A 26,394-nucleotide genomic window follows, 5' to 3' on the forward strand; every position below is an offset into this window, starting at 1 on the left:
TCCAAATGATCGCTTTGACTTATCATGACGTCCGGCTGAATTCTGGATGTCATGGACATCACCACGGACCCCGATGACCACTTGAAGGTCACACCTCCGAAGTCGTACGCCGCCGGCGTACCGGCCGTGGTCCATGCGCTGGAGTACTCCCTCTCGCAGAACTCGGTGCGGCGTACCGCCCTGACGTTGCTCAACATCAACCAGGTCAAGGGCTTCGACTGCCCGGGATGTGCCTGGCCGGAGGGCAAGCACCGCCCGAAGAACGAGTATTGCGAGAACGGCGCCAAGCACATCAACGACGAGGCGACGACCAAGCGCGTCACCGAGGAGCTCTTCGCCGAGAACTCGATCACGGAGCTGGACGGCAAGTCGGACTGGTGGCTCAACCAGCAGGGCCGGCTGACCGCACCCATGGTGAAGCGACCCGGTGCGGACCACTACGAGCGCATCGAGTGGGACGAGGCGTTCGACCTGATCGCCGGTGAGCTGAACGCGCTGGGGTCGCCGGACGAGGCCATGTTCTACACCTCCGGGCGGCTCAACAACGAGGCTGCCTTCCTGCTCCAGCTGTTCTCCCGCGCCTACGGGACCAACAACCTGCCGGACTGCTCCAACATGTGTCATGAGTCGAGCGGCTCGGCTCTGGGGGAGACGCTCGGCATCGGCAAGGGCAGTGTGAGCCTGGACGACATCTACGAGTCGGATCTGATCTTCGTCGTGGGCCAGAACCCGGGCACCAACCACCCGCGCATGCTCTCGGCTCTCGAGGAGACGAAGCGCAACGGCGGGAAGATCGTCGCGGTCAACACGCTGCCCGAAGCCGGTCTCATCCGATTCAAGAACCCGCAGAAGGCGCGCGGTGTCATCGGCCGGGGCACGACCATCGCCGACCAGTTCGTGCTGATACGCCCTGGTGGCGACCTCGCGCTGTTCCAGATGCTCAACCGGCTCCTGCTGGAGGCCGAGGACGCCGCTCCCGGAACGGTGCTCGACCACGAGTTCATCCGGCGCCACACCACTGGGTTCGAGGCGTTCTCCGAGCACGCACGAACGGTCTCGTGGGACGACGTTCTGCTCGCCACCGGACTGGCGCGAACAGAGATCGAGGAGCTGTTCGCCCGCGTCCTCGAGAGCAACAAGACCATCGTGTGCTGGGCCATGGGTCTCACGCAGCAGAAGCACGGCGTGCCGACCATCCGCGAGGTGGTCAACTTCCTGCTCCTGCGCGGCAACCTCGGCAAGCCCGGCGCGGGCGTGTGCCCCGTCCGTGGCCACAGCAACGTCCAGGGCGACCGGACCATGGGCATCTGGGAGCAGATGCCCCAGTCGTTCCTCGACGCACTCGAGGCCGAGTTCGGTTTCGCTCCGCCGACAAGGCACGGCTACGACTCGGTCGATGGGGTCCGGGCGATGCGCGACGGCGCGGCGAGCGTCTTCATCGGCGTGGCCGGAAACTTCGTCCGCGCGATGTCGGACAGCGATGTCACGGAGGCGGCACTGCGCAACTGTCGCCTCACCGTGCAGATCTCCACCAAGCTGAACCGCTCGCACACCGTGTGCGGCGAGACCGCGCTGATCCTGCCGACCCTCGGGCGTAGCGACCGCGACATCCAGGCCACCGGGGAGCAATTCGTCACCGTCGAGGACTCGATGAGCGAGGTGCACTCCTCACGTGGGCGCCTCGAGCCCGCCTCGCCACACCTGCTGAGCGAGGTCGCGATCCTGGCGCAGCTCGCCCGACGCACCCTGGGCGACGGGTTCGACATCCCGTGGGAGGAGTTCGAGGCCGACTACGGCACCATCCGCGACCGGATCGCCCGGGTCGTGCCCGACTTCGAGAACTTCAACGAGCGAGTCGCCCAGCCCGGCGGCTTCCGGCTGCCCAACCCGGTCAACGAGCACGTCTACCCGACGCCGAGTGGCAAGGCCGTCTTCTCCTGCAACGAGTTCACGTGGCTCGAGGCGCCTCCCGGTCACCTGGTGCTGCAGTCGCTGCGGTCCCACGACCAGTGGAACACCATCCCCTACGCGATGAATGACCGCTACCGCGGCATCCACGACGCCCGCCGGGTGGTGATGGTCAACCCGGACGACGTCGCGGGCCTTGGCCTCGTCGACGGTCAGCTCGTGGATCTCGTGAGCGTATGGCGCGACGGCACCGAGCGCCGGGCGCCGGCGTTCCGGGTGGTGGCCTACCCCGCCTCGCGCGGCTCCGCGGCGGCGTACTACCCGGAGACAAACGTGCTGGTGCCGCTGGACAGCGTCGCCGACGTCAGCAACACCCCGACGTCCAAGGGCATCATCGTGCGTCTGGAACCCGCACCCGCATCGGCAGGCTGACGTGTTCGGGCCAGCGCGCGCCTGGACGCCGGTGGCCGCGACGCTGGTGCTCGGCGGCTGGGGCGCCAACCAGTTCACCCCGCTCTCGGTCGTCTATCGCAGTGCCGAGGGGTGGACCACCCTGACGGTGATCGCGATGTTCACCGTCTACCTCATCGGCCTGGTGCCCGGACTGTTGCTGGGTGATCGGGCCGCGGACCGGTTCGGTCGGCGCCGGGTCGTTCGACTCGCACTGGCCCTCACCGTCGTGTCCAGCCTGCTCCTCGCAGCCGCGGTTGTGTCGCCCGGAGCCGTCTACATGAGTCGATTGCTGACGGGCGTCGGCGTCGGCATCATCGTCTCCGCTGGCGGAGTTTGGTTGCAGGGCGTCGCCGGCGGGATCGGGGTCGATCGCGCGGTCCGGCTGGCCGTGTACGCCGTCGGCGCGGGCTTCGCCTTCGGTCCGCTCGCCGCCGGTGCGATGGCCGAGTGGCTGCCCGCCCCGATGGTGCTGCCCTGCCTGGTGCACGGCGGGCTGTCCCTGCTCGTGCTCGTCGCCACCCGCGGCGTCCCCGACATCGCGCCACGGCGTGGGCCGATCGGGTCGGCGACGGGTGGCAGGCGCGACGCCGATCGCTGGTCGGTGGTGCGGCATCCGCGGTTCGTCGGAGTGGTCCTGCCCGCGAGTCCGGCGATCTTCGCGGCCGTCACAGTCTCCTACGTCGTGCTGCCGCCGCTGGTGATCGATCGGGTGCACGGCTACGAGCCATTGTTCAGCGGACTGGTCGCCGCGGTGACGCTCAGCGTCGGCCTCGCGGTGCAACCGCTGGCCGTGCGGATCGACCGCCCCGGCACCGCCCGGGCCACCCTGCTCGCGATGTCGACGGTTGTGGTCGGTCTCCTGGTGGGGGCGATCGCCGTCGAGCTGGTCTCGCCGCTGCTCGTTCTGGCGGCGGCGGTCGTCCTGGGTGCCGGCTACGGGCTCACGCTCGAGTCCGGGTTGACCGAGATCGAGCGGCTGGCGAGCCCCGGCGCACGGCCCACGGCATCGGCGCTCTTCCAGGGGGTCGCACACAGTGGCTTCCTGGCGCCCCTGCTGCTGGCGATCAGCGCCACCTCGCTGTCCTACCCGACGCTCCTCGCCGGCCTGGCCGCTGTGGGCCTGGTCTGCCTGGCGATCGCGGCCACGTTCAGCTACCGACACGACACTGCGATGAGAGGAGCCCAGCCATGGGCCGAGTGACAGTACGCCGACGGGTGCTCCGACTACGTGACGGTGTGGCCAGTCATCGACCGGACACTCTGGCGGCCGAGGAGCCGATGGAGATCCGCGTGAACGGCCGGGCCCTGACGGTCACCATGCGCACGCCCGGCAACGACTTCGACCTCGCCGTGGGCTTCCTGGTCAGCGAGGGTGTCATCCACCACGCCGAGGAGGTCGCCGCCGTGCGCTACTGCGCCGGGGCGACGGCCGACGGGAGCAACACCTACAACGTGGTCGACGTCCGTCTCGCGCCCGGTGTCGCCGCGCCCGATCCCTCGCTGGAGCGGAACTTCTACACGACCTCCTCGTGCGGACTCTGCGGCAAGGCCAGCCTCGACGCGGTCCGCACCCAGGCGGCCTGGTCCGTTGCGGACGACCCGCTCGTCGTCGAACCGGCGGTCCTCGCAGTCCTTCCCGACAGGCTCCGTGAAGCCCAGCGCGTGTTCGACACCACGGGTGGCTTGCATGCCGCCGGGCTGTTCTCCGCCGATGGGGACATGGTGGTGATGCGAGAGGACGTCGGGCGGCACAACGCGGTCGACAAGGTGATCGGACATGCGCTCCTGCAGGGCATGGTGCCTCTGCGTGGGACGGTCTTGATGGTGAGCGGGCGCGCCTCCTTCGAGCTGGTCCAGAAGGCGGTGATGGGAGGCATCCCGGCGCTCGCGGCGGTGTCGGCCCCCTCCTCGCTGGCAGTCGAGCTCGCCGAGGAGAGCGGACTGACGCTCGTCGGCTTCCTTCGGGGAACGTCGATGAACGTCTATTCCGGCGCCGACCGCCTCAGCCCGGTGTCCGTGTCCTAGTCCCCGAGGGATGTCACGACCCGGCTCACCAGCGGGTCGCAGTCCGCGCCGGCCGAGGTGGCGAGCTCGAGCAGCTGGGCGCGCATGCGCGGGTCCCAGAACATCCGGATGTGGTTGGCGACGGTGTCGACCGCCTGGTCGTCGGGCAGGTGCCGGAACTGGGCCAGGATGTCGCCGGCCAGCCGGAGCGCCGGGGCGGTGATCATCGCGCCGCCCGTGCGGCGAGCTCGACGTCGGTGTCGTGCAGGCCGGTGCCCACCGTGACCTGGACGGCGGTCACCTTGTACTCAGGGCAGTTCGTCGCCCAGTCGGAGTTGTCCGTGGTGACGACGTTGGCGCCGCTGAGCGGGTAGTGGAAGGTCGTGTAGACCACCCCGGGCGGCATTCGATCCGAGATCACCGCGCGCAGCACGGTCTCGCCCGTCCTGCTGGTGATGGTCACCTCGTCGCCGTCGTGGATGCCCCGCATCTCGGCGTCGCTGGCATGGATCTCCAAGATGTCCTCGGCGTGCCACATCACGTTCGGCGTCCGCCGGGTCTGGGCGCCGACGTTGTACTGGCTCAGGATCCGGCCGGTGGTCAGGATCAGCGGGAACTTGCGGGTGGCCCGCTCCGTGGTCGGTACGAACGTCGTCACCATGAAGCGGCCCTTGCCCCGGGTGAAGTCCTCGACGTGCATCGTGGGGGTGCCCTCGGGTGCCTCGTCGTTGCACGGCCACTGGACGCTGCCGAGGGCGTCGAGCCGGGCGAAGGAGACCCCCTTGAACGTCGGCGTCAGGGTCGCGATCTCATCCATGATCTGGCTGGGGTCGTCGTACGACATGTCATAGCCCATCGCCTGCGCGATGTCGCACGGGATCTGCCACTCGTGCTTTCCAGTGGCGGGCGCCATCACGGGACGGACCCGGTTGATGCGGCGCTCGGCGTTGGTGAAGGTGCCGTCCTTCTCCAGGAAGGATGTGCCGGGCAGGAAGACGTGCGCCAGCTGCGCGGTCTCGTTGAGGAAGAGGTCCTGGACCACCAGCAGGTCCAGCGACTTCAACGAGGCGTAGACGTGGCTGGTGTTCGGGTCGGACTGGGCAATGTCCTCGCCCTGTACGTAGAGCCCGCGGAACGAGCCGTCCAGCGCGGAGTCGAACATGTTGGGGATCCGCAACCCCGGGGTGGGTGTGATGCGGGTGCCCCAAAGCTTCTCGAACACCTCCCGCACGGCGTCGTCGGAGACGTGCCGGTAGCCGGGCAGCTCGTGCGGGAAGGAACCCATGTCGCAGGAGCCCTGCACGTTGTTCTGGCCGCGCAGTGGATTGACTCCCACTCCCTCGCGACCGATGTTGCCGGTCGCCATGGCGAGGTTGGCCATGCCCATCACCATCGTCGAACCCTGGCTGTGCTCGGTGACACCGAGGCCGTAGTAGATGGCTCCGTTCTCCGCAGTGGCGTACAGACGGGCGGCAGCGCGGATGTCCTCGGCCGGGACGCCGGTGACCTCCTGGGCGACTTCGGGGCTGTGCTCCGGGCTCGAGATGAACTCGGCCCAACCATCGAAGTCCTCGCAGCGCGCGTCCACGAAGGCCCGGTCGACGAGACCCTCGGTGACCACCACGTGGGCCAGCGCGTTGACCATCGCGACGTTGGTGCCCGGGGCAAGCGGCAAGTGGTAGGCGGCCTCGATGTGCGGCGACCGGACCAGGTCGATCCGGCGGGGGTCGATCACGACCAGCTGTGCGCCCTCGCGCAGCCGACGCTTCATCCGGGACGCGAACACCGGATGCCCGTCGGTGGGGTTGGCGCCGATGACGACGATGGCGTCCGCCTTGGCGACCGAGCGGAAGTCCTGGGTGCCGGCCGATTCCCCGAAGGTCTGCTTGAGTCCGTAACCGGTGGGGGAGTGGCACACGCGGGCGCAGGTGTCGACGTTGTTGTTCCCGAACGCGGCTCGCACCATCTTCTGGACGACGTACACCTCCTCGTTTGTCGTTCGCGACGAGGTGATGCCCCCGATCGCGCCGACGCCGTGCTCGGTCTGAATGGTCTTCATCTTCTGGGCGACATAGTTGATCGCGGTGTCCCAGTCGACGACCTGCCAGTCGTCGGTGATCCTCTCGCGGATCATCGGGTTCAGCTGGCGGTCCTCGTGGCTGGCGTAGCCGTACGCGAAGCGGCCCTTGACGCAGGCGTGGCCCTCGTTGGCCCCACCGGTCTTGTCCGGAACCATCCGGATGAGCTCGTCACCCTGGAGCTCGGCGTTGAACGAGCAGCCCACGCCGCAGTAGGCGCAGGTGGTCTTGACGGTGCGCGTCGGCAGGCCCAGCTCGATCACCGAGTTCTCCTGCAGTGCCGACGTGGGGCAGGCCGCGACGCAGGCGCCGCACGAGACACACTCCGACTCCAGGAAGGTCTCCCCGGCGCTGGCGGACACCTTCGAGTCGAAGCCACGGCCCTCGATCGTGAGCGCGAAAGTGCCCTGGATCTCGCCGCACGCCCTGACGCAACGCGAGCAGGAGATGCACGACGTCGGGTCGAAGGTGAAGTAGGGGTTGCTGTCGTCCACCGGCAGATTGAGGTGGTTGATGCCCTCGAGGCCGTAGCGCATGTCGGGCAGACCCACGGTGGTGGCGAGATCCTGGAGCTCGCAACCACCCGTCGGTGAACAGGTCTGACAGTCGGTGGGGTGGTCGGAGAGATACAGCTCCATGACGCTTTGACGGAGCTTGTCGACCTTGTCGGTGCGCGTGTTCACCTTCATGCCGTCAGCGCACGGAGTGGTGCATGACGCCGGAGTGCCCCGACCGCCTTCGACCTCCACGAGGCACAGGCGACATGAGCCGAACGCGTCGAGGCTGTCGGTCGCGCACAACTTGGGGACGTCGATGCCGGCGAGCGCCGCGGCGCGCATCACCGACGTTCCCTGGGGCACCGTGACCGACACCCCGTCGATCTCGAGGGTCAGCGGCGGTGCGTCCTGCGCAGGTGCCGGCGTGCCGAGGTCGTGGTCGGCGTACAGGGTCATTGTCCTGCCTCCAAGGTCGAGAAGTCCTCCGGGAAGTGCTGAAGCGCGCTCCTGACGGGGTTGGGGGTCAGCCCGCCCATCGCACACAGGGATCCGTCGACCATCAGGTCGCACAGATCGTTGAGCAGCGTGAGGTTCCGGTCGCGGTCCACCCCGGCGACGATCTTGTCGATGGTCTCCACCCCGCGCACCGAGCCGACACGGCAGGGCGTGCATTTGCCGCACGACTCCGCGACGCAGAACTCCATCGCGAAGCGCGCCATCGAGGCCATGTTGACGGTGTCGTCGAACACCACGATCCCGCCATGTCCGAGCATCGCTCCGGCCGCGGCGAATGCCTCGTAATCGGTGGGGATGTCGAGGCCGTCAGCGGGGATGTACTGACCCAGGGGACCGCCGACCTGGACCGTGCGGAGGGGGCGTCCACTGAGGGTCCCGCCGCCGTACTCGTTCACGAGCTTCTCGAGCGAGATGCCGAAGGCCGACTCGAAGACGCCACCGTGCTTGATGTTGCCGGCCAGTTGGAACACCTGGGTGCCCCGGGAGCGGTCGAGGCCGAGGGCGGCGTAGCCCTGACCACCGTCGGCGAGGATCGCCCCGACGCTGGTCAGGGTGAGGACGTTGTTGACCACGGTCGGTCTGCCGAAGAGGCCGGTGATGGCGGGGATCGGCGGCTTGGCCCTGACCATGCCGCGCTTGCCCTCGAGGGACTCGAGCATCGAGGTCTCCTCGCCGCAGATGTAGGCGCCGCCACCGAGCCGGAGGTGGATGTCAAACTTGAACCCGGAGCCGAGGACATCGTCACCGAGCCAGCCCTGCTCGCGGGCCGTCTCGATCGCCTGCCCGGTGGTGGCAGCGGCGTCGGGATACTCCGAACGCAGGTAGATGTAGCCCTCGGAGGCGCCCACGGCGTAGCCGGCGATGGTCATGCCCTCGAGCAGGCTGAACGGATCGCCCTCCATGACGATCCGGTCGGCGAAGGTGCCGCTGTCGCCCTCGTCGGCGTTGCAGCAGACGAACTTCAGGTCGTCCTCTGTGTCGGCAACCGTCTTCCACTTGATGCCGGCCGGGAACCCGGCGCCGCCCCGGCCACGCAGGCCGGACTCGGTGACCTCGGCGATGACGTCGGCGGGTGGCATGGACAGCGCCCGCCGGAGCCCTGCGTTGCCGCCGTTGGCGACGTAGTCCTCGGGCGAGAGCGGGTCGGTGATGCCGACCCGGGCCAGGCAGAGCCGCTGCTGGTCGCGCATCCACGGCAGCTCGTCGACCACACCGAGGTTGAGCTCGTGGTCGGCTCCGTCGAGCAGCCCGGCCGCGATCAGGTCCGCGACGGCCTCGGGCCGGACCGGGCCGTAGCCGATGCGGCCGGCGGGAGTCGCCACCTCCACCAGGGGCTCCAGCCACAGCATGCCGCGGGTGCCGTTGCGGACCAGGTCGATCTCGAGACCGAGCAGGGCAGCCTCGCACTCGATCGCCATCGCGACCTCATCCGCGCCGATCGAGAGGGCAGCGGAGTCGCAGGGAACGTAGACGGTGATCACGGCGCCTCACTCAGGGTCTCGCCCTGCAGATCACTCCGCAGAACGTCGAGGATGGTGTCCCGGTCGACCCGTCCGTACAGGCGACCGTTGATCTGGGCGGCGGGTCCCAGGGCGCAGTTGCCCAGGCAGAAGACCTGGTCGAGGCTCACCGAGCCGTCGGCCGCGGTCTCCGCGATCCCGATGCCGAGGAGGTCCTTGACTTCGGCGACGACGGCCTCCGCTCCCATCGACTGGCAGGCCTCGGCCCGGCACAGCTTGATGGTCACGGCGCCCCGAGGCGCTTCGTGGAAGTCGTGGTAAAAGGTCACGACTCCGTGCACGTCGGCCCGAGAGAGGTTGAGGGCGGATGCCACGAGCGGCACGACGTCAGGATCGAGATGCCCCATCCGCCGCTGGATGTCCTGGAGGACGACCAGGAGCGGACCTCGTTCGTCGCGATGCTCCCGGACGACCGCTTCGACGACTTCCTGGAGATCCGTGGTTGTCTGGATGGTCATGCGCTGCTCCTCGTCGGATCGAGGCGGTTGGTCGGCGGCGGCGGGTCAGGCGAAGAGCTGCGCGGCCGCCTTGATCGCGTTGAAGAGGCCGTAGCCGAGCGGGATCCCGACGAGGGCCCACGAGGCCGTGATCCGCGCGGTGTGGTCGACGTGGTGCTCTGCGTTCATGATGTGTGTTCCTCCTGGATGCGAGGGTTTTCAGTTGGGTCGCAGGTCGGGGTCGGTCTCAAGGCGGCGCTGCGCGATCAGCTCCTCCTCGATGATCGGGATGTCCTCCGGCTCAACGCCGGTGTCCTGCTTGTGGTGGCGGTCGACGGCGTCGACTACGGCTCCCTTCTCGTGGAAGCCGTCGGAGACCGGAGTGATGAGCAGGTTGGCGACGAAGCCGACCGCAAGGATGCCGACCATGATGAGGATCGGGCTGCGATAGTCGCCCGCGATCAGGGTGCCAGGCTCCTTGCCCTGGGCATCGAGGATCGCGTTGATGATCAGCGGTCCGGCGATGCCCGCTGCCGACCAGGCAGTGAGGAGCCTGCCGTGGATCGCGCCAACCTGGAAGGTGCCGAACAGGTCTCGCAGGTAGGCCGGCACGGTGGCGAAGCCACCGCCGTAATAGGAGATGATGAGCACCATCAGTAGAACGAAGAGGCCGGTCGAGGTTTCGCCGATCGTGGCAACACCGAAGAACAGCAGCATCCCACCGCCGAGGTACATCACGTAGGTCATCTTCCGGCCGAGGTAGTCCGAGGTCGTGGACCAGGCGAACCGGCCGGTCATGTTGCCCAGTGAGAGCAGGCCGACGAATCCGGCCGCAGTGGCGGCCGCCACCGTCGAGTTGCCGCTGTCATCTCGGAAGAAGTCCTCCAGCATCGGCTTGGCGTTTTCCAGGATTCCGATTCCCGCGGTGACGTTGCAGAACAGCACGGTCCACAGCAGCCAGAACTGCGGCGTCTTGATCGCATTGGCCGCCGAGACGTGGTTCGAGGTCACCATCTTCTTGGACTTGATCGTGCTCGGGTCGAAGCCCGCCGGAGCCCAGCCCGGGGGCGGGACCTTGACGGTGAAGACGCCGAACATCATGAAGACGAAGTAGATGACGGCGAGGGTGAGGAAAAGCTTCATGACGGCGTCCCCGCCGAAGGTGTCACCGCCGTACGCCACGAGCAGCTTCTGCGACAACGGGGAGGCAACCATCGCGCCACCACCGAAGCCCATGATTGCCATGCCGGTGGCCAGCCCGGGCCGATCGGGGAACCACTTGATCAGCGTGGACACTGGTGAGATGTAGCCGAGACCCAGTCCGATTCCACCGATGAAGCCGTAGCCGAGATAGACCAGCCACAGCTGACCGGATTGGATGCCGAGCGCAGCGACCAGGAAGCCGGAGGCCCAGCAGCAGGCCGCGGTGAACATCGTCTTCCGAGGGCCCACCCGGTCGACCCAGGTGCCGAAGAGCGCCGCTGAGACACCGAGCATCACGATCGCTACGGAGAAGATGTAGCCGACGGAGGTCAAGCTCGCGCCGAAGTGCTCGACCAGCGCGATCTTGTACACGCTGGTGGCGTAGGCCTGGCCGATGCAGAGGTGGATGGCCAGGGCTGCCGGCGGGATCAGCCAACGGCTGTAGCCGGGTGGAGCAATGGTGTGTTCGCGATCCAGGAACGACAGGGCGGACAAGGCGCACCTCCAGAGATGAGGTCAGACGGTGAACTGCGGGCCAGATGTGATCGGCTGAGCACATCAGGGAGCGATGGCGTGGACATCCCCCCGTGGGGTGAACCGGCGTGTGATCGTGACCTTGTGAGGCCGCTGCGGGGGACAGGTTGATGGGCGGCTGACTCCCCCTCGTGCCAAGAACCTAGGGTCGGGTGTGACGAAGGTCAAAGTCCCAACTTGGATCCGTTGATAACCGAATTCTATGAAGGAAGCGACTTCTTCAGGTCTTCCAGCACCCGGGCGAAGTCCACCTGACGGGCCGTCTTGACCAGCGCGCGAGCGAGCAGGGGCTCGGGACCGCTGCCGGCCAGCACGAGTCCGACGTGAAGGGGACGCTTGGGCTGGGGCAGGGGCAGTACTCGGGTGCCCTCGGGAACGTTGAAGCTGTGCAGCCAGGTGTGGGGGATGACGCTGGACAGTCGCATCGCGGCCACGTGCGCATAGACGGCCGAGATGTTGTCGGTCTCGACAATGGGCTTGGCCTCCGCGTCGGCCTCGGCGAAGTAGCCGTCGAGGATGCGCCGGTTCTGCATCACGGGCGCGAGCAGGCAGAGTCGCGCCGCGGCTGCCTGGGCCCACGTGATCGATTTCCGGTCCGCATACTCGCCCTCGGCCGGGGTGAGGAACAGGTAGGTCTCGCGATAGAGCGGGACCACCCGTACGCGGCCGAGCGGTTCACCGTCGACATAGGTCATGCCCACGTCGATGTCGAAGTCGTTGAGCCGGCTGGCGATCTCGCGTGAGGACAGCGATTCGAGCGAGAAGGTCACCAAGGGATGGAGTTCGGCGAGCGGTGCGATGAGCAGCGGGGAGACGCTCATCGCCGTCGGGATTGCGCCGATGCGGAGAACCCCGGACGCGCCTTCGCGCATGCTCGATAGCGTCTGACCGAGCGAGGCCCGCTCGGCGAGGACGCGCTGCCCCCAACGCAGGATCTCCTCGCCCTCGGGGGTCAATCCCTCGAAGCGTTGGCCACGTTGGACTATTTGCACCCCTAGCTCGGCCTCGAGCTTGCGAATGCCGGCCGAGAGCCCCGGTTGCGACACATGGCACGCCTCCGCCGCGCGTCCGAAGTGTCCTTCGCGCGCCAGGGCGACGAGATATTCCATCTGGCGCAGCAGCATGCGGTCATGGATACCAGACGCGAGGCACGTCCAGCCGTCTTGGCGTCGCCTGAGATCGCAAGCGGCCAGACACGCAGTACACCCGGCTCTCGGACGGGGGTGGGTCTGCTGCACGGATCGGTGACATCTTGATCTGCGTCGATGTGAACCGCGCCCAAGTTTGAAGAGGTTGATTTTTGGCTGGTCCGATGGGCAGGCGCTTGCAGGTGGTGAGTCCGAAGCTGTCGCGTGGCGGCAGTGCGTCGGGTAGCGCCGGGAGCAGCAGAAAAGCAGCACTTTGGAGTCGCAGATGGCCCGATTCGGGACAAAATGGCCCGAGACCGCGCGGTATCGTGAGTCGACAACGAACACGATTCAGAGCGTCGTCGCAGGTCAGGCGGTGTGTGGCCGAGTGGGGCCGAGTTTCCTCGAGATGAGGGGACTCGGCGGACCGCACCAGAGGGTCAGGGGTTCGAGTCCCCTCACCTCCACCATCACAGAAACGCCGGCCCCGGGCCGGCGTTTTTGCTGTGTCAGAGTCCCTGCCACGCCGGCTTGGCGGCGTACGTCTCCTTGAAGTAGTCGCCGAGCTGCAGGCGCGAGGCGGCGCCCGGGTCGAGGACGACCGTCACGTGCGGGTGCAGCTGCAGGGCGCTCGCCGGCCACATCGCCGTGACCGGGCCCTCGACGAGGTGGTGCACGGCCTCCGCCTTGTGCCGGCCGGTGGCCACCAGCAGCAGGTGTCGCGCGACGAGGATGGTGCCGATGCCCTGGGTGAGGCAGTGCTGGGGGACGTCGTCGAGCCGGTCGCCGAAGAAGCGGGCGTTGTCGGCGCGGGTCTGCCGGGTCAGGGTCTTGATCCTGGTCCGCGAGGCGAGCGAGGAGCCGGGCTCGTTGAAGGCGACGTGTCCGTCCGTGCCGATCCCCAGGAGCTGCAGGTCGACGCCGCCCGCGTCCACGATCGCCTGCTCGTACGCCGCGCACGCAGCGGCCAGGTCGTCGGCACCTCCGTCGGGGCCGGCGATGGCGTCGGCCTCGATGTCCACCTTGTCGGCGAAGTCGCGCTGGATGACGTTGCGGTAGAGCTCGGGGTGCGTCGCGGGGAGCCCGACGTACTCGTCGAGCATGAACGCCCGCGCCTGCGCGAGCGACAGCTCGCCCGCGGCGACGCGGCGGCCCAGCTCGTCGTAGACGCCGACCGGGCTCGAACCGGTGGCCACGCCCAGGACGGCTCGGGGGTTCCTCTCGCAGAGCTCGCTGATGCCGTCGGCTGCGACCCGCGCGACCTCCTCGACGGTCTCCACGATGATGACTTCCACAGCACGTCCTTCCGCGTCGGCGTTCCTCTGCGACGGTAGTGGTACGTACCACCTGAGTCAATCGACAGTGTCGAGCGGGTGGCGAGGCGATCACGAGCGCCGCACTGGACCGGACCAGTGGTGGTATCTTGCCGTGCGTGACGCACGACTCCGCCCCCCTCCTCGCCGCCGGCGACCCCGAGCCCAAGCACCGCGCCCTGCAGCGCACGCTGGCTGCGCTCGCCGGCTCGCTGGAGCCGGGGAGCCCGATGCCCTCCGAGCGATCGCTGACCGAGCGTTACGACATCAGCCGCACCACCGTGCGCACGGCGATCGACTCCCTGGTCAACGACGGGGTGCTGGAGCGCGCGCAGGGCAAGGGCACCTTCGTCGCCCGAGACCGGGTCCGCAGCAACCTGCACATGGCGTCGTTCAGCGACGACATGCGCCGGCGTGGACTGGCGCCGTCCTCGACGCTCGTCGGGGTCTCGCGGCAGCCGACGACGGGAGCGGTCGCCGCCTTCTTCGGCGGCTGCGCCGGCTGGCGGCTCGAGCGCGTCCGACTGGCCGACGGTGCTCCGATGGCGCTCGAGGTCGACTGGGTCAACGCCGACCTCGTGACCGACCTCGACGCCCACGACCTGACCGGGTCGCTCTACGCCCTGCTCTCGACCGCCTACGACACCCCGGTCGACGCGGCGGACCAGACGGTGTGGGCGAGCGCAGCGGACGCCCGGCAGGCGGAGCTGCTCCAGGTGCCCGTGGGCGCGCCGCTGCTGGCCTTCGAGCGCCGCTCACGCAGCGGCGGGAGACCGGTCGAGCACGTCACGAGCTGGTACCGAGGCGACCGCTACGCCCTGCACATGAGCCTCGACCCGTCCATGCGCACCGGACCCACGGAGGCACTGTGAACAACGAGCCCGCACTGCTGCTGCGGGCCGACCGCGTGCTGACCCCCGAGACCGTCCACGCCCCGGGCTGGGTGCACGTCGAGGGCGGCCGCATCACCGACGTGACCGGTGGCGAGCCGAGCACGCCCGCCCTGGACCTCGGAGCCGTCGCGCTGGCACCGGGCTTCGTCGACCTGCACTGCCACGGGGGTGGTGGGGAGTCGTTCTCCGAGGGGGCCGACGCCGCCCGCGTCGTCCTGGACGCCCACCGACGCCACGGCACGACCTCGTCGGTCGCCAGTCTCGTCACCGGGACCCTCGACTCGCTCGAGCAGCAGATCAGGGCGCTGGCGCCGCTCGTGGCCACCGGCGACCTGCTCGGCGTGCACCTCGAGGGCCCGTGGCTCTCGGCCGAGCACTGCGGGGCGCACGACCCGGAGCTGTTCCGCGACCCGGCGCTCGACGAGGTCGACCGGCTCCTCGACGCGGTTCCCGGCGCCGTACGCATGGTGACGCTGGCCGCCGAGCGCCCCGGCGGCCTGGCGGCGGTGAAGCACCTCTTCGACCTCGGTGTGATCGCCGCGCTCGGTCACAGCGATGCGACCTACGCGCTCGCCCAGGAGGCCGTCGACGCGGGCGTTCGGGTGGCGACCCACCTGTTCAACGGCGCGCGCGCCCCGCACCACCGTGAGCCCGGCCTGGTCCTCGCCCTGCTGGAGCGGCCCGAGGTCGTCGTGGAGCTGATCGCGGACGGAGTCCACCTCCATCCGTCGGTGCTCAACGCGACGGCCCGGGCAGCAGCGGGCCGGTTCGCCCTCGTCAGCGACGCCATGGCCGCCGCCGCGGGCACCGACGGTCGCTACCGCCTCGGCGACCTCGTCGTGGACGTCGCGGACGGCGTGGCCAGGGCCCAGCCCTCCGGCGCCATCGCGGGCAGCGCGATCACCCTCGCGCAGGCGCTGCGGCACGCCGTGCACGTCGCCGGTGTCGACCTCGTGGAGGCCGTCAACGCCGTCACCCTCACCCCGGCCGGGGTGCTCGGGTGCGACGCCATCGGGCGCATCGAGCCCGGCGCGCACGCCGACCTCGTCGTCCTCGACGAGTCCACCCGGGTCCGCCGGGTCATGCGCCGGGGTCGCTGGCTCGGGACCGACGGGTCCGCGTGAGCGCGCAGCGGCTCCGCGCCGACTTCGCGGCCCACCTCGACGCCCGGCCCGACGCAGTCGCGTCCGCCCCGGGCCGGGTCAACCTGATCGGCGAGCACGTCGACTACAACGGCGGACGCTGCCTGCCGATGGCGCTCGCGCTGTCGACGTACGCCGCTGTCCGCCTGCGCGCCGACGGCCTCGTGACCGTCCGGAGCAGGCAGGAGCCGGCGCCCTGGACAGGTGACGTGGGGACGCTGGGCCCGGGTCACGCCGCCGGCTGGGCGGCCTACGTCACGGGGGTGCTGTGGGCGATGCGCGAGCGCGGCGTGGAGCTGCCGGGCCTCGACGTGCTGGTGGACGGACACGTGCCGGTGGGCGCAGGGCTGTCCAGCTCGGCGGCCCTCGAGTGCTCGGTCGCGCTGGCCGTGGGCGAGGCGTTGGGGCAGCGCGACAGCGAGGCGCACCGGCGCCAGCTGATCGAGGACTGCATCCGCGCGGAGCGCGAGGTCGCGGGCGCACCCACGGGCGGCATGGACCAGACCGTGTCGCTGCTCGCCCGCGCCGGCCACGCGCTCCTGCTCGACACGGCGACGGGGTCCACCACGCACGTCCGCTGGCAGCCGGAGGTCCACGGCCTGGCGCTGCTCGTCGTCGACACCCGCGCCTCGCACGCCTTGACCGACGGTGGGTACGCCGATCGGCGGGCCTCCTGCGAGGAGGCCGCTCGCCGACTCGGGGTCGGCCTGCTCAGCGAGGTCACCGACCCGTCGGCGGCCCTGGAGGCCCTGGCTGACGACGAGGTCGTCGCGCGCCGGGCCCGGCACGTCCTCACCGAGATCGAGCGCGTCACGTCGTGCGTCACGGCCCTCTCGTCTGGCGATGTGGAGGCGTTCGGAGCCCGGCTCACGGAGTCCCACGCCTCGCTGCGCGAGGACTTCGAGGTGTCCTGCGCCGAGCTCGACGTGGCCGTGGAGACCTGCCTGGCCCAGGGCGCCCTCGGCGCCCGGATGACCGGGGGTGGCTTCGGCGGCTCGGCGATCGCGCTGCTGCCCGACGAGGCGGTGGCTCCCGCGACCGAGGCGGTGGTGCGGGAGTTCGCGGAGCGCGGCTGGGCGGAGCCGCGGGCGTGGCGCGCCACCGCGGGCGGTGGCGCGGGCGTCGTCACCGACTGACGAGCGTCAGGCGATCGTCATACCGCCGTCGACAGGCAGGGTCTGGCCGGTGATGTAGCCGGCGGCGGGGGAGGCGAGGAAGACGACGGTCGCGGCGAGCTCGGCGGGGTCGCCCTTGCGGCGGGCGGGCACACGCTGCATGGCGAGGTCGAGGTAGCCGTCGGGGTAGGTGTCGGTCATCTCGGAGGCGAAGAAGCCCGGCGCGATCGAGTTCACCCGGATGCCCTTGCGCTCCATCCACTGCTGGGCCAGGTCGCGGGTCAGGCCGTTGAGACCTGCCTTGGACGCGCTGTAGGCCGCCTGGGGGAGACCGCCGGTGGTGATGCCGAGCACCGACGAGATGTTGATGATCGACGACCCGGGCTGCATGACCCGGCCGCAGGCCTGCGCCATCCAGTAGCACCCGTTGAGGTTGACGTCGATGACGGAGCGGAACTGCTCGGGCGTCTCGTGGGTCGCGGGGATGGCGGTGCCGACGCCGGCGTTGTTGACGAGCACGTCGACGCGACCGAACTCCGCCATCGCGGCGTCGACGAGGGCCTGGCACTGCTCGGGGTCGGCCACGTCGGTAGCGACCGTGAGGGCACGACGGCCGGTGGACTCGACGAGCTTGGCGGTGTCGGCGAGCTTCTCGACGCGGCGGGCGCCGAGGACGAGGTCGGCGCCGGCCTCGGCGAGGGCCTGGGCGAAGGCGACGCCGATGCCACTGGAGGCGCCGGTGACGATGGCGATCTTGCCGTCGAGGCGGAACATGTCAGGAGTGGTCATGGCCAGACCCTAGCCACCCTCCCGAGCGGTGGATCAGCAACGCCTCGGGTCGATGAAGACGGTTGGTCAGCCACCGCCCGTGGCGACCTCGAGGGCGTCGTCCGTGGCGGCCCGCCGTGGCAGGTCGCGGACCGAGCGCGAGGTGAGGACGAGCAGGCAGATGGCGGCGTACGCAATGCCCGAGACGACCAGGACGCGCGAGTTGCCGAAGGCGGCACCGAGCGGACCCCAGGCGAGCTGGCCGACGGGCATCGCGACGAAGGAGCCGAGGGCGTCGTAGGAGTAGGCGCGCGAGAGCATCCGGTCGTCGATGTTCTCCTGCATGGCGAGGTTCCAGCCCATCGAGAACACCTCGATGCCGGCGCCCGCGACGAACGCGGCGCAGACGAGGGCCACGAGGTGGGGGTCGACGCCGAGCACGATCATCGGCACCGACGCGAACGCGATGGCGAGCATGCCCCAGAAGAGCGGGCGCCGCAGCGGCACGCGCAGCAGGACGACCGCCATGGCGAGCAGGCCGAGGGCCTCCGCGGAGAGGACGTAGCCCCAGCCCTGGCGACCGATGGTGTCCTCGGCGACGACAGGACCGAGGACGAAGAGCGCCCCGTTGTGGATCATGTTGAGGAACCCGAAGCCGAGGACGACCGCCCACAGCCAGGTGGTGCCGATGAAGAAGCTCCAGCCCTCGCGCAGCTCGGCGATGGTGCTCTTCTGCTCGGCCGACTTCTCGGCCCGCGGGACCTTCACCGGGATGAGCAGCAGGGCCGCGATCAGCCAGGTCGCGGCATCGATGGCGAGCGCCCAGCCGGCACCGACGGTCACGACGAGCAGCGCGCCGAGGGTCGGGCCGAGGACCGTGAGCCCGTTGCGGGTCAGCGACATCAGCGCGTTGGCCGGCTGCAGCTGGTCGCGGGGGACGAGCTGGGGGAGCAGGCTCGCCATCGCGGGGAAGGAGATGGCCGAGACCGCGCCGTGCACGACCGACAGCGCGATCAGCATCCACAGCTCGGCGGTGCCGGTGAGCACGAGGAACGCGATCAGGCCCTGGGTGAGCGCGGACGCGACGTTGGAGACCTGGATGACGAGCTCGCGCGGGAAGCGGTCGGAGATCACGCCGCCCCACAGCAGGAGCAGCACCATCGGGATCGTGTGGGCGGCCAGCACCTGCCCGAGCGCGGCGGCCGAGTCGGTGATGTCGAGGACGGCGAAGGTCAACGCGATGTTGGCCATCATGTTGCCGAGGGTGTTGACGAAGCGGGAGCCGAAGTACCACGCGAAGTTGCGCTGGCGCAGGGGTTGTACGGCGTCGGCCCACGTCATGACGGGTCGTCCATCACGAAGGCCTGCGACGAGGCGCTGACGTGGATCGTGCCCTCGGTCCGGGGCGGCCGGGCCTCCTCGTGCAGCAGGATCATCGCCTCCCGGATCGAGTCGACCGCGCGCTGCCAGACCTCGGGGGTCACCCACGTCTCGATGTCGGAGGAGCTGGTCGGGCCTGCCACGCGCTGGGCCAGGCGCCGGACGACCTCCGCGTTGGTGGCGACCTGCCAGGCGATGAGGTCCTCGACGTCGGGCGGGCCGGCCGGTCGCTCGGGGTTGCCGCCGACGACGTAGCGGTAACGCTTCGCCGTACCGCCCCGGATCTTCTCCTCGCTCTCGACGACCAGCTCGCCGGCGTCGTGCAGCACGCGGAGGTGGTACGACGCGTTGGCATGGGTCAGGTCGAGCTCGCGGGCCACCTCGGCGGCGCTCATCGGCTGGGCGGTGAGCATCGAGAGGATGCGCAGCCGGACCGGGTGCGCGACCGAGCGCAGGGCCGAGATCTCGTCGTCCACGGTGAACCCTCCACGAGTTGTTGGGCGGTCAGGATGCACGAGGAGGACGACCACTGTCAAAGGGTTCTTGGAGGGTCGACCCGAATTCCTCCCTGAGGCGACCCTGACGCACCCCCGAAGCGGGATGGAAAACGGCGGGCGCCGTGGTTGAGTTGGCCACAGACCACAAGGAGGTCCAGATGAGTCAACCCAATCCCTATGCCCAGCAGCCGCAGTCGATCTCGCCCGGTCAGGAGCGGACGATGGGCGCGATCGCGCACGGCGTCCCGCTGGTCGCGATGGTGCTCTCGGCCGGTCTCCTCGGCTTCGTCGGGTCGCTGGTGATCTACCTGATCTACAAGGACCGCGGCCCGTTCGTGCGTGCGCACGCCGCCAACTCGCTCAACGTCCAGATCATCACCGGCATCGTGCTGCTGATCTCGATCCCGCTGATGTTCGTGCTGATCGGCTTCGTCACCTTCGCGGTGGCGCTGGTGTTCGCCTTCGTGCTGCACCTCCTCGGTGCGATCAAGGCCAACAACGGCGAGTGGTGGAGCCCGCCGCTCACGCCGAGCTTCGTGCACTGATCCAGTCCTCGAACGTCCACGGCGGCGACCCGGCTCCAACCGGGTCGTCGTCGGCGTCCTTTCGGGGCTAACATGGCCCCATGAGCACGCAGGTCCTGCTTCTTGGCCAGCCGCGCTGACTCCCTGTCACCCAGGAACGTCACGCGGCTACCCCTCCATGCGAGGGGTTTTTTCATGTCACGAGCAGCAACCGGAACACACGAGGGCGGTAGGCACATGAGCGAGACACACGACGACCAGGCGGCGACGTACGACGTCGAGGCGGTCCAGGCGAAGTGGCAGCCGGTCTGGGACAAGCTCGAGCCCTTCCGTGCCGACGACGACGTCGTCCGCTCCGGCCAGCGCGAGAAGCGCTACGCCCTGACGATGTTCCCCTACCCGAGCGGTGACCTGCACATGGGTCACGCCGAGGTCACGGCCCTGCACGACGTGCTGGCGCGCTACTGGTGGCAGAAGGGCTACGAGGTCCTCAACCCCATGGGCTGGGACTCCTTCGGCCTGCCCGCGGAGAACGCCGCGATCAGGAACGACGCCCACCCGGCCGACTACACCTACGGCAACATCGACACCCAGCTGGAGTCGTTCAAGAAGTACGCCGTCAGCTTCGACTGGTCGCGCCGGTTCAACACCTCCGACCCGGAGTACTACCGCTGGACGCAGTGGCTGTTCCTGCGTCTGAAGGAGCAGGGCCTGGCCTACCGGAAGAACTCGCCGGTGAACTGGTGCCCCAACGACCAGACCGTGCTGGCCAACGAGCAGGTCGTCGACGGCGCCTGCGAGCGCTGTGGCGCCGAGGTCACCAAGCGCGAGCTGACGCAGTGGTACTTCCGCACCACGGCCTACGCCCAGGAGCTGCTGGACTCGCTGGACGACCTGCAGGAGACCTGGTCGGACAAGGTCGTCAACGCCCAGCGCAACTGGATCGGCCGCTCCGAGGGCGCGCACGTCGACTTCCGGATCGCCGGTCGCGAGGAGCCCGTCACGGTCTACACGACGAGACCCGACACGATCTTCGGGACCACGTTCATGGTGGTGGCCGTGGACGCCCCGCTGGCCGCCGAGCTGGTGATCGACGACAACCGGGCCGCCTTCGAGGCCTACCGCGAGGAGATCCGCAAGGAGACGGAGATCGAGCGGCTCTCGACCGACCGTCCCAAGACCGGCGTCGACCTGGGCGTCACCGCGACCAACCCGGTCACCGGCGAGCAGATCCCCGTGTGGGCCACCGACTACGTGCTGGCCGACTACGGCACCGGCGCGGTCATGGGCGTACCGGGCGGCGACCAGCGTGACTTCGAGTTCGCCACGGTCATGGGCCTGCCGATCATCCGCACCACCGAGCCGCCGGCCGACTTCGAGGGCGACGCGTTCCACGGCGAGGGTCCGGCGATCAACTCGCCCGCCCCCGGCACGGACGCCCCGCTCGACATCAACGGGCTGCCGGTCGCCGAGGCCAAGGCCACGACGATCGCCTTCCTGGAGGAGCAGGGGCTGGGTCGCGGGACCGTGAACTTCCGCCTGCGCGACTGGCTGCTGTCGCGCCAGCGCTATTGGGGTGCGCCGATCCCGATCATCCACTGCCCGGTCGACGGCGAGGTCGCCGTACCGGACGACCAGCTGCCCGTCGAGCTGCCCGCGCTGCGCGGTGCCGACTTGAAGCCCAAGGGCGTCTCGCCGCTGGGCGGGGCCGACGAGTGGGTCAACGTCGCCTGCCCGACGTGCGGTGGGCCGGCCAAGCGGGACACCGACACGATGGACACGTTCGTCGACTCGTCGTGGTACTTCCTGCGCTACTGCTCGCCGCACGACCACACCCAGGCGTTCGACTCCGACCTGGTCAACCTGTGGGGCCCGTGCGACATCTACATCGGCGGCGACGAGCACGCGGTGCTGCACCTGCTGTACGCCCGCTTCTTCACCAAGGCCCTGCGCGACATGGGGCTGCTGAGCTTCGGCGAGCCCTTCTCGGCCTACCTCTCCCAGGGCAAGGTCATCAACAACGGCCGCAAGATGAGCAAGTCGCTGGGCAACGGCGTCAACCTGGGAGGGCAGCTGGAGGAGTTCGGCGTCGACGCGGTGCGCCTGACGCTGGTCTTCGCGAGCCCGCCCGAGGACAACATCGACTGGGCCGATGTCTCGCCGAGCGGTGCGCTGAAGTTCCTGCAGCGCGCCTGGCGACTGAGCGGCGACGTGACGTCTGCGCCGGGGACGTCCCCGGCGGACGGCGACACCACCCTGCGCAAGCTGACCCACAAGACGGTGCACGAGGCCGCCAACCTGGTCGAGGTCCACCGCTTCAACGTGATGGTCGCGCGCACCATGGAGCTGGTCAACGCCACCCGCAAGGCGATCGACTCCGGCTGCGGTCCTGCCGACCCGGCCGTGCGTGAGGCCGTCGAGGCGGTCGCGATCCTGCTGTCGCTGGTGGCGCCGTACGTCGCCGAGGAGATGTGGGAACGCCTGGGTCACGAGCCGACGGTGGCCCGTGCCGGGTGGCCCGTCGTCGACGAGGCGCTGCTGGTCGAGGACTCGGTGACGGCGGTGGTCCAGATCCAGGGCAAGGTCCGCGGCCGCCTGGAGGTCTCGCCCGACATCTCCGAGGCCGACCTGGAGGCCGCTGCGCTGGCCGACGAGGCAGTCGTGCGCGCGATCGACGGCCGCCCCATCCGCAAGGTCGTCGTCCGCGCGCCCAAGCTGGTCAACATCGTCGTCTGAGCCCACGCACACAAAACCGCTCCGTCGGACGTCACGCGGACGTCCGACGAAGCGGTTGCGGGGGCTACCGGGTGATCAGGGGCGGTCGAGCCCGAACGTGTAGCTGCCGGAGCCCGAGTAGGACTCAACGCGCCACGAGTAGTAGCCCGCGGTGGCGTTGTAGGTGATCTTCTCCTCGGACGTCGAGCTGATGCTCTGCGCGACCGTCACCCACGACGAACCGTTCCAGCGCTCCAGGTAGAGGTCGAAGTCAGCGCTGGCCGGACCGGACAGGCAGCCCACGTGGGTGCCCGCCGCCGAGTAGTAGTAGTCGTTCGCACCGGGGTGGTAGGCGACGCCGCCGCTGGTCAGCGAGCCGGTCTCCTTCTCGGGCATGGCGTCACAGCCGGTCGGCTGCGGGTCCGGAGTCGGCGTCGGGGTCGTGCCGGTGCCCATGTAGAGCAGGCGGTTGGGGGAACCCGTGCCGGCGTTGGTGACCTTGTTGGGCGTCGAGGCGGAGATCAGCGCGTTGCTCACCGTGGCCGGCGTTGCCGACGGGTTGGCCTGCAGGTAGAGCGCTGCCGCGCCCGCGACGTGCGGGGTGGCCATCGAGGTGCCGCTGATCGTGTTGGTCGAGGTGTCGTTGGTGATCCACGCCGAGGTGATGCTCGAACCGGGCGCGAACATGTCGAGGCAGGAGCCGATGTTGCTGAAGCTCGAGCGGGCGTCGGTGTTCGTCGTCGAACCGATGGTCAGGCCCGCCGCGACGCGTCCCGGGGAGCCGTTGCACGCGTTGGCGCCGGAGTCGTTGCCCGCCGCCAGCGCGTAGCTCACGCCGTCCGAGATCGAGTTGGAGACCGCGGTGTCGAGGGCCGAGGAGACGCCGCCGCCGAGGCTCATGTTGGCCACGGCCGGGGCGCCGGCCGCGTGGTTCTGCGTCACCCAGTCCACGCCGGCGATGACGCCGGAGTTGGAGCCCGAGCCGTTGCAGTCGAGGACGCGGACCGCGACCAGGCGCACGTCCTGCGCGACGCCGTACGTCTCACCGCCGACCGTGCCGGCGACGTGCGTGCCGTGGCCGTTGCAGTCGTCGGTGCCGCGACCGTCCGCGATCGCGCTGTAGCCCGAGACCGCCCGGCCGCTGAACTCGGCGTGGGTGGTGCGGATGCCGGTGTCGATGACGTACGCCGTGACGCCGGCGCCGGACTGGGTGTAGGTGTAGGAGTTGTTCAGCGGGAGGTCGCGCTGGTCGATCCGGTCGAGACCCCAGGTCGCGGGTGACTGGGTGTCGCTCAGCTGCACCGGGGCGTCGGCCTCGACGTAGGCGACGTGGGGGTTGTTGCGGATCCCGCGCAGGGCCCGGGGGGAGAGCTTGGCGGCGAAGCCGTCGAGCACGGTGCTGTAGGTGTGGGTCACCTGGGCGCCGTTCGCGCGGGCATCGGACTTCACTGCCGACAGGCTGCGGGGGCCGGCGCCCTTGTCGAGGACGACGATGTAGCGACCGTCGACGGCGTTGCCGATCACCGGCGCGCGGCCGTCGTCGGACTGGGTGGCGGAGGGCGCCTGCTGCGGTGCGGGCTCGTCGGTCGCGCCGGCGGTGCCGGGGGCGAAGACGAGGGCGGTGCCGAGGAGGGCGGCGACGGCGGAGGTGCCGAGCCTGGGGGGTGTGGGGATGAGCATTGGGTTTCCTTCCGAGACAGATGGACGTCGCTGACCTTGCGCAACAACCACCCGTCCCGGCAAGGGCAGAGCGTTCGTTAACAGTTAACTCAGCCGTTGTTGACGTCGTCCCAGGTCCACCTGATGCCGGTCGTTCCGGGGGTGGCATCGGTGTGGGCGAGGTGTCCTCGGTGCGAGGGATCGAGGTCGATCACCGACTCGTGGTCGTCGGTGAAGGCGATCGTCGTCGCGGGGAGCGCATCGGGGTGGAACTCGACCTGGAGGAGGTATTCGCGCATCGGCATCCGCAGCCGGCGGGTGTACTCCGACTCCAGCGGGCCGACGTCGTGCGCGACGAACTCGTACTCCACGACGACCGTCTCGCCGCGCGCCAGCGGCCGGTGGAAGAGCAGCTCGGCGCCGGCGACGCCGTGCTCGACGCTGCGCTCGACCCGCCCGAGCTCGCACCCCTGGATCGCCCGGAACTCGGGCAGCCCGACCGAGGTGTCGTCCTGGCAGTGCATCACCACGCGCCGGTCGGGGCCGTCGGACCGGGCCCGCATCACCTGTCGGACGGTCAGGCTGTGCTGGCGCCGGTCTGCGCCGAGGCGGAGCACGTCGTGCAGGGTCACCCGGTCCAGCTCGGCGTCCCACCGGGTGTCGAGGCGGTGCAGCACCTCCGCATGGCCCGGGTCCGGCCACAGGTCGTCGAGGTCGCGCACGACGCAACGCCGGGGTCGTTCGCGCGTGAGCGGGAGCGTACGGCGCAGGTGGCCGCGCTCGAGGGCGAGCACGTCCTCGAGCTGCGAGATGGCGGCGATCGAGGCCTTGCGTCCCGGAAGGCTGCGACCCGACTGCCAATAGCTCAAGGTGGCGACGCTCACCGACACGCCGCGTTGGTCGAGGTGGTCGCGGATCCGCTCGAGCCCCAGGCCACGGCGGTCGATGGCAAGGCGCAGTTCGTCAGCGAAGCTCCCGATAGCATCGGACATCCCCCACATCAAACCGGCTGTCGGTGCACACGGCAACCATCTCGGACCCACTAGCCTCTGCGTTGTGTCCGGCACCGTGATCGTCACCGACTCCACCGCGAGCATCCCGCCCGAGCTGGCGGCCGCGCGGGGGATCGTCGTGGTGCCCCTGCAGGTCGTGATCGGCGCCCAGGTCCTCGACGAGGGCGCCGACGGTGCGACCCCGGACGTCGTGGCGCAGGCGCTCGCCGACTTCGTGCCCGTCAGCACGTCGCGGCCCAACCCGGCCTCGATGGCCGAGGTCTACGAGCGACTGGCGCGGGAGGGCGCGGACGAGATCGTCTCGGTCCACATCTCCGGCGACATGAGCGGCACCTTCGAGTCGGCCCAGCTGGCGTCCGCCCAGGTCTCGGTGCCCGTGACGTGCGTGGACAGCCGCCAGGTCGGAGCCGCCACCGGCTACGCCGCCCTGTCCGCTGCGGACACCGTCGACGCCGGTGGGTCCGCGTCCGAGGCGGCACAGGCGGCTCGCGAGCGCGCAGCCTCGGCGACCTCGTTGTTCTACGTCGACACCCTCGAGTACCTCCGCCGGGGCGGCCGGATCGGGGCCGCCGCGGCGATCCTCGGTGGCGCGCTGTCGGTCAAGCCGCTGCTGAGCATCACCGACGGCAAGGTCGCCAACCTGGAGCGCGTGCGCACCGGCGCCCGTGCGCTCGCGCGCTTGGAGGACCTCGCGGTCGAGGCAGCGGGGGAGGAGCCGGTGGACGTCTACGTCGCCCACCTCGCGAACGCCGAGCGTGCCGAGCAGCTGGCCTCGAAGCTGGCCGACCGGCTGGTCGACAACCTCGAGGGCCGCGAGATCTGGTGCGGCGAGCTCGGCGCCGTGCTCGGTGCGCACGTCGGCCCCGGCATGGTCGCGGTGTGCGTGGCCCCGCGACTGGGTTGAGACGGGCCACTCATGCGGCTGGACCTGTGGATGACGGGTCCTGAGCCGGGGTTGTCCACAGGCTGACGTCGGGCAGGTGGCGAGCAGCGGCGCTGCTTCCTAGGTTCGTCGCATGCGCCCACTCCACCCGCGGAGCACCACCAGCGACGAGCACGCCGAGGCCGTGTCGCGCCGCCTCGCCACGCTCAGTGCCG

At 69.6% G+C, this 26,394-nt stretch carries 22 protein-coding genes; 9 read left to right on the top strand and 13 right to left on the bottom strand.

The features are described 5' to 3' along the window. The first annotated feature begins 51 nt into the window (after positions 1-51). The 3 genes from CF8_RS07300 to fdhD are packed head-to-tail and all read left to right on the top strand — an operon-like array spanning position 52 to position 4,386. Positions 52-2,340 (top strand): FdhF/YdeP family oxidoreductase, encoded by a 2,289-nt coding sequence (locus tag CF8_RS07300; RefSeq protein WP_010832488.1) that lies wholly within the window; start codon positions 52-54, stop codon positions 2,338-2,340. Between the two features lies 1 nt (position 2,341). Next, positions 2,342-3,562 (top strand): MFS transporter, encoded by a 1,221-nt coding sequence (locus tag CF8_RS07305; RefSeq protein ID WP_084622812.1) that lies wholly within the window; start codon positions 2,342-2,344, stop codon positions 3,560-3,562. Continuing rightward, positions 3,550-4,386, top strand: a complete 837-nt coding sequence (fdhD, locus tag CF8_RS07310; protein ID WP_010832490.1) for a formate dehydrogenase accessory sulfurtransferase FdhD — start codon at positions 3,550-3,552, stop codon at positions 4,384-4,386. Before CF8_RS07305 ends, fdhD begins: the two co-directional genes overlap by 13 nt. Here the strand turns inward: fdhD and CF8_RS07315 are convergent. From CF8_RS07315 to nagB, 8 genes are all read right to left on the bottom strand, one after another. Continuing rightward, complete coding sequence (locus tag CF8_RS07315) at positions 4,383-4,592, bottom strand: formate dehydrogenase subunit delta (protein ID WP_036490479.1); 210 nt, start codon at positions 4,590-4,592, stop codon at positions 4,383-4,385. The two genes, fdhD and CF8_RS07315, sit on opposite strands and share 4 nt — an antisense overlap. Next, positions 4,589-7,396, bottom strand: a complete 2,808-nt coding sequence (gene fdhF, locus CF8_RS07320; RefSeq protein ID WP_010832491.1) for a formate dehydrogenase subunit alpha — start codon at positions 7,394-7,396, stop codon at positions 4,589-4,591. The genes CF8_RS07315 and fdhF overlap by 4 nt, the downstream gene beginning before the upstream one ends. Further along, on the bottom strand, positions 7,393-8,937 hold the full coding sequence (locus tag CF8_RS07325; RefSeq protein WP_010832492.1) for a formate dehydrogenase beta subunit: 1,545 nt from the start codon (positions 8,935-8,937) through the stop codon (positions 7,393-7,395). The genes fdhF and CF8_RS07325 overlap by 4 nt, the downstream gene beginning before the upstream one ends. Then, a complete protein-coding gene (locus tag CF8_RS07330; RefSeq protein ID WP_010832493.1) occupies positions 8,934-9,434 on the bottom strand; it encodes an NADH-quinone oxidoreductase subunit NuoE family protein in 501 nt (166 codons plus the stop codon). The genes CF8_RS07325 and CF8_RS07330 overlap by 4 nt, the downstream gene beginning before the upstream one ends. 45 nt (positions 9,435-9,479) lie before the next feature. Next, entirely contained in the window at positions 9,480-9,602 is a 123-nt protein-coding gene (locus tag CF8_RS23445; protein WP_269634809.1) for an MFS transporter small subunit, read from the bottom strand. A 30-nt stretch (positions 9,603-9,632) separates the two neighbouring features. Beyond that, positions 9,633-11,111 carry an OFA family MFS transporter gene (locus CF8_RS07335; RefSeq protein WP_010832494.1) on the bottom strand — a complete coding sequence of 493 codons (1,479 nt, stop codon included), beginning with the start codon at positions 11,109-11,111 and terminating at the stop codon, positions 9,633-9,635. A gap of 239 nt (positions 11,112-11,350) precedes the next feature. After that, positions 11,351-12,274, bottom strand: a complete 924-nt coding sequence (locus tag CF8_RS07340; protein ID WP_010832495.1) for a LysR family transcriptional regulator — start codon at positions 12,272-12,274, stop codon at positions 11,351-11,353. Positions 12,275-12,786: 512 nt separating this feature from the next. After that, entirely contained in the window at positions 12,787-13,572 is a 786-nt protein-coding gene (gene nagB, locus CF8_RS07345) for a glucosamine-6-phosphate deaminase (protein WP_010832496.1), read from the bottom strand. Between the two features lie 137 nt (positions 13,573-13,709). Between nagB and CF8_RS21915 the strand changes: the two genes are divergently transcribed. From CF8_RS21915 to galK, 3 genes are read left to right on the top strand one after another with little or no spacing between them, the layout of a single operon-like run. Further along, entirely contained in the window at positions 13,710-14,462 is a 753-nt protein-coding gene (locus CF8_RS21915) for a GntR family transcriptional regulator (protein WP_010832497.1), read from the top strand. Further along, a complete protein-coding gene (gene nagA / locus CF8_RS21920) occupies positions 14,459-15,607 on the top strand; it encodes an N-acetylglucosamine-6-phosphate deacetylase (protein ID WP_010832498.1) in 1,149 nt (382 codons plus the stop codon). Before CF8_RS21915 ends, nagA begins: the two co-directional genes overlap by 4 nt. Continuing rightward, the gene (gene galK / locus CF8_RS07360; protein ID WP_010832499.1) at positions 15,604-16,761 is read left to right on the top strand and encodes a galactokinase; all 1,158 of its coding nucleotides are present in this window, start codon (positions 15,604-15,606) and stop codon (positions 16,759-16,761) included. The genes nagA and galK overlap by 4 nt, the downstream gene beginning before the upstream one ends. Positions 16,762-16,767: 6 nt before the next feature. Here the strand turns inward: galK and CF8_RS07365 are convergent, their stop codons facing one another. The 3 genes from CF8_RS07365 to CF8_RS07375 form a co-directional block, all read right to left on the bottom strand. Continuing rightward, positions 16,768-17,529: an SDR family NAD(P)-dependent oxidoreductase gene (locus CF8_RS07365; RefSeq protein ID WP_010832500.1), complete on the bottom strand. Its 762-nt coding sequence runs from the start codon at positions 17,527-17,529 to the stop codon at positions 16,768-16,770. Between the two features lie 66 nt (positions 17,530-17,595). Continuing rightward, positions 17,596-18,849 carry an MFS transporter gene (locus CF8_RS07370; RefSeq protein ID WP_010832501.1) on the bottom strand — a complete coding sequence of 418 codons (1,254 nt, stop codon included), beginning with the start codon at positions 18,847-18,849 and terminating at the stop codon, positions 17,596-17,598. Then, on the bottom strand, positions 18,846-19,364 hold the full coding sequence (locus tag CF8_RS07375; RefSeq protein WP_051204146.1) for an ArsR/SmtB family transcription factor: 519 nt from the start codon (positions 19,362-19,364) through the stop codon (positions 18,846-18,848). The genes CF8_RS07370 and CF8_RS07375 overlap by 4 nt, the downstream gene beginning before the upstream one ends. Positions 19,365-19,543: 179 nt before the next feature. Between CF8_RS07375 and CF8_RS07380 the strand changes: the two genes are divergently transcribed. Then, the gene (locus CF8_RS07380) at positions 19,544-19,930 is read left to right on the top strand and encodes a DUF4870 domain-containing protein (RefSeq protein ID WP_010832503.1); all 387 of its coding nucleotides are present in this window, start codon (positions 19,544-19,546) and stop codon (positions 19,928-19,930) included. A gap of 216 nt (positions 19,931-20,146) precedes the next feature. Further along, positions 20,147-22,645, top strand: coding sequence for a leucine--tRNA ligase (gene leuS / locus CF8_RS07385; RefSeq protein ID WP_010832504.1), 2,499 nt, complete (start codon positions 20,147-20,149; stop codon positions 22,643-22,645). 75 nt (positions 22,646-22,720) lie between these two features. Here the strand turns inward: leuS and CF8_RS07390 are convergent, their stop codons facing one another. After that, positions 22,721-24,304, bottom strand: coding sequence for a S8 family peptidase (locus CF8_RS07390; protein WP_010832505.1), 1,584 nt, complete (start codon positions 24,302-24,304; stop codon positions 22,721-22,723). A gap of 89 nt (positions 24,305-24,393) precedes the next feature. Beyond that, positions 24,394-25,275, bottom strand: a complete 882-nt coding sequence (locus CF8_RS07395) for a hypothetical protein (protein WP_010832506.1) — start codon at positions 25,273-25,275, stop codon at positions 24,394-24,396. A gap of 64 nt (positions 25,276-25,339) precedes the next feature. Between CF8_RS07395 and CF8_RS07400 the strand changes: the two genes are divergently transcribed. After that, positions 25,340-26,200 carry a DegV family protein gene (locus tag CF8_RS07400; RefSeq protein ID WP_010832507.1) on the top strand — a complete coding sequence of 287 codons (861 nt, stop codon included), beginning with the start codon at positions 25,340-25,342 and terminating at the stop codon, positions 26,198-26,200. Positions 26,201-26,394: the final 194 nt, after the last annotated feature.

It is taken from the genome of Nocardioides sp. CF8 (assembly GCF_000389985.1).
In the GTDB taxonomy this organism is placed as follows: Bacteria; Actinomycetota; Actinomycetes; order Propionibacteriales; family Nocardioidaceae; genus Nocardioides; species Nocardioides allogilvus.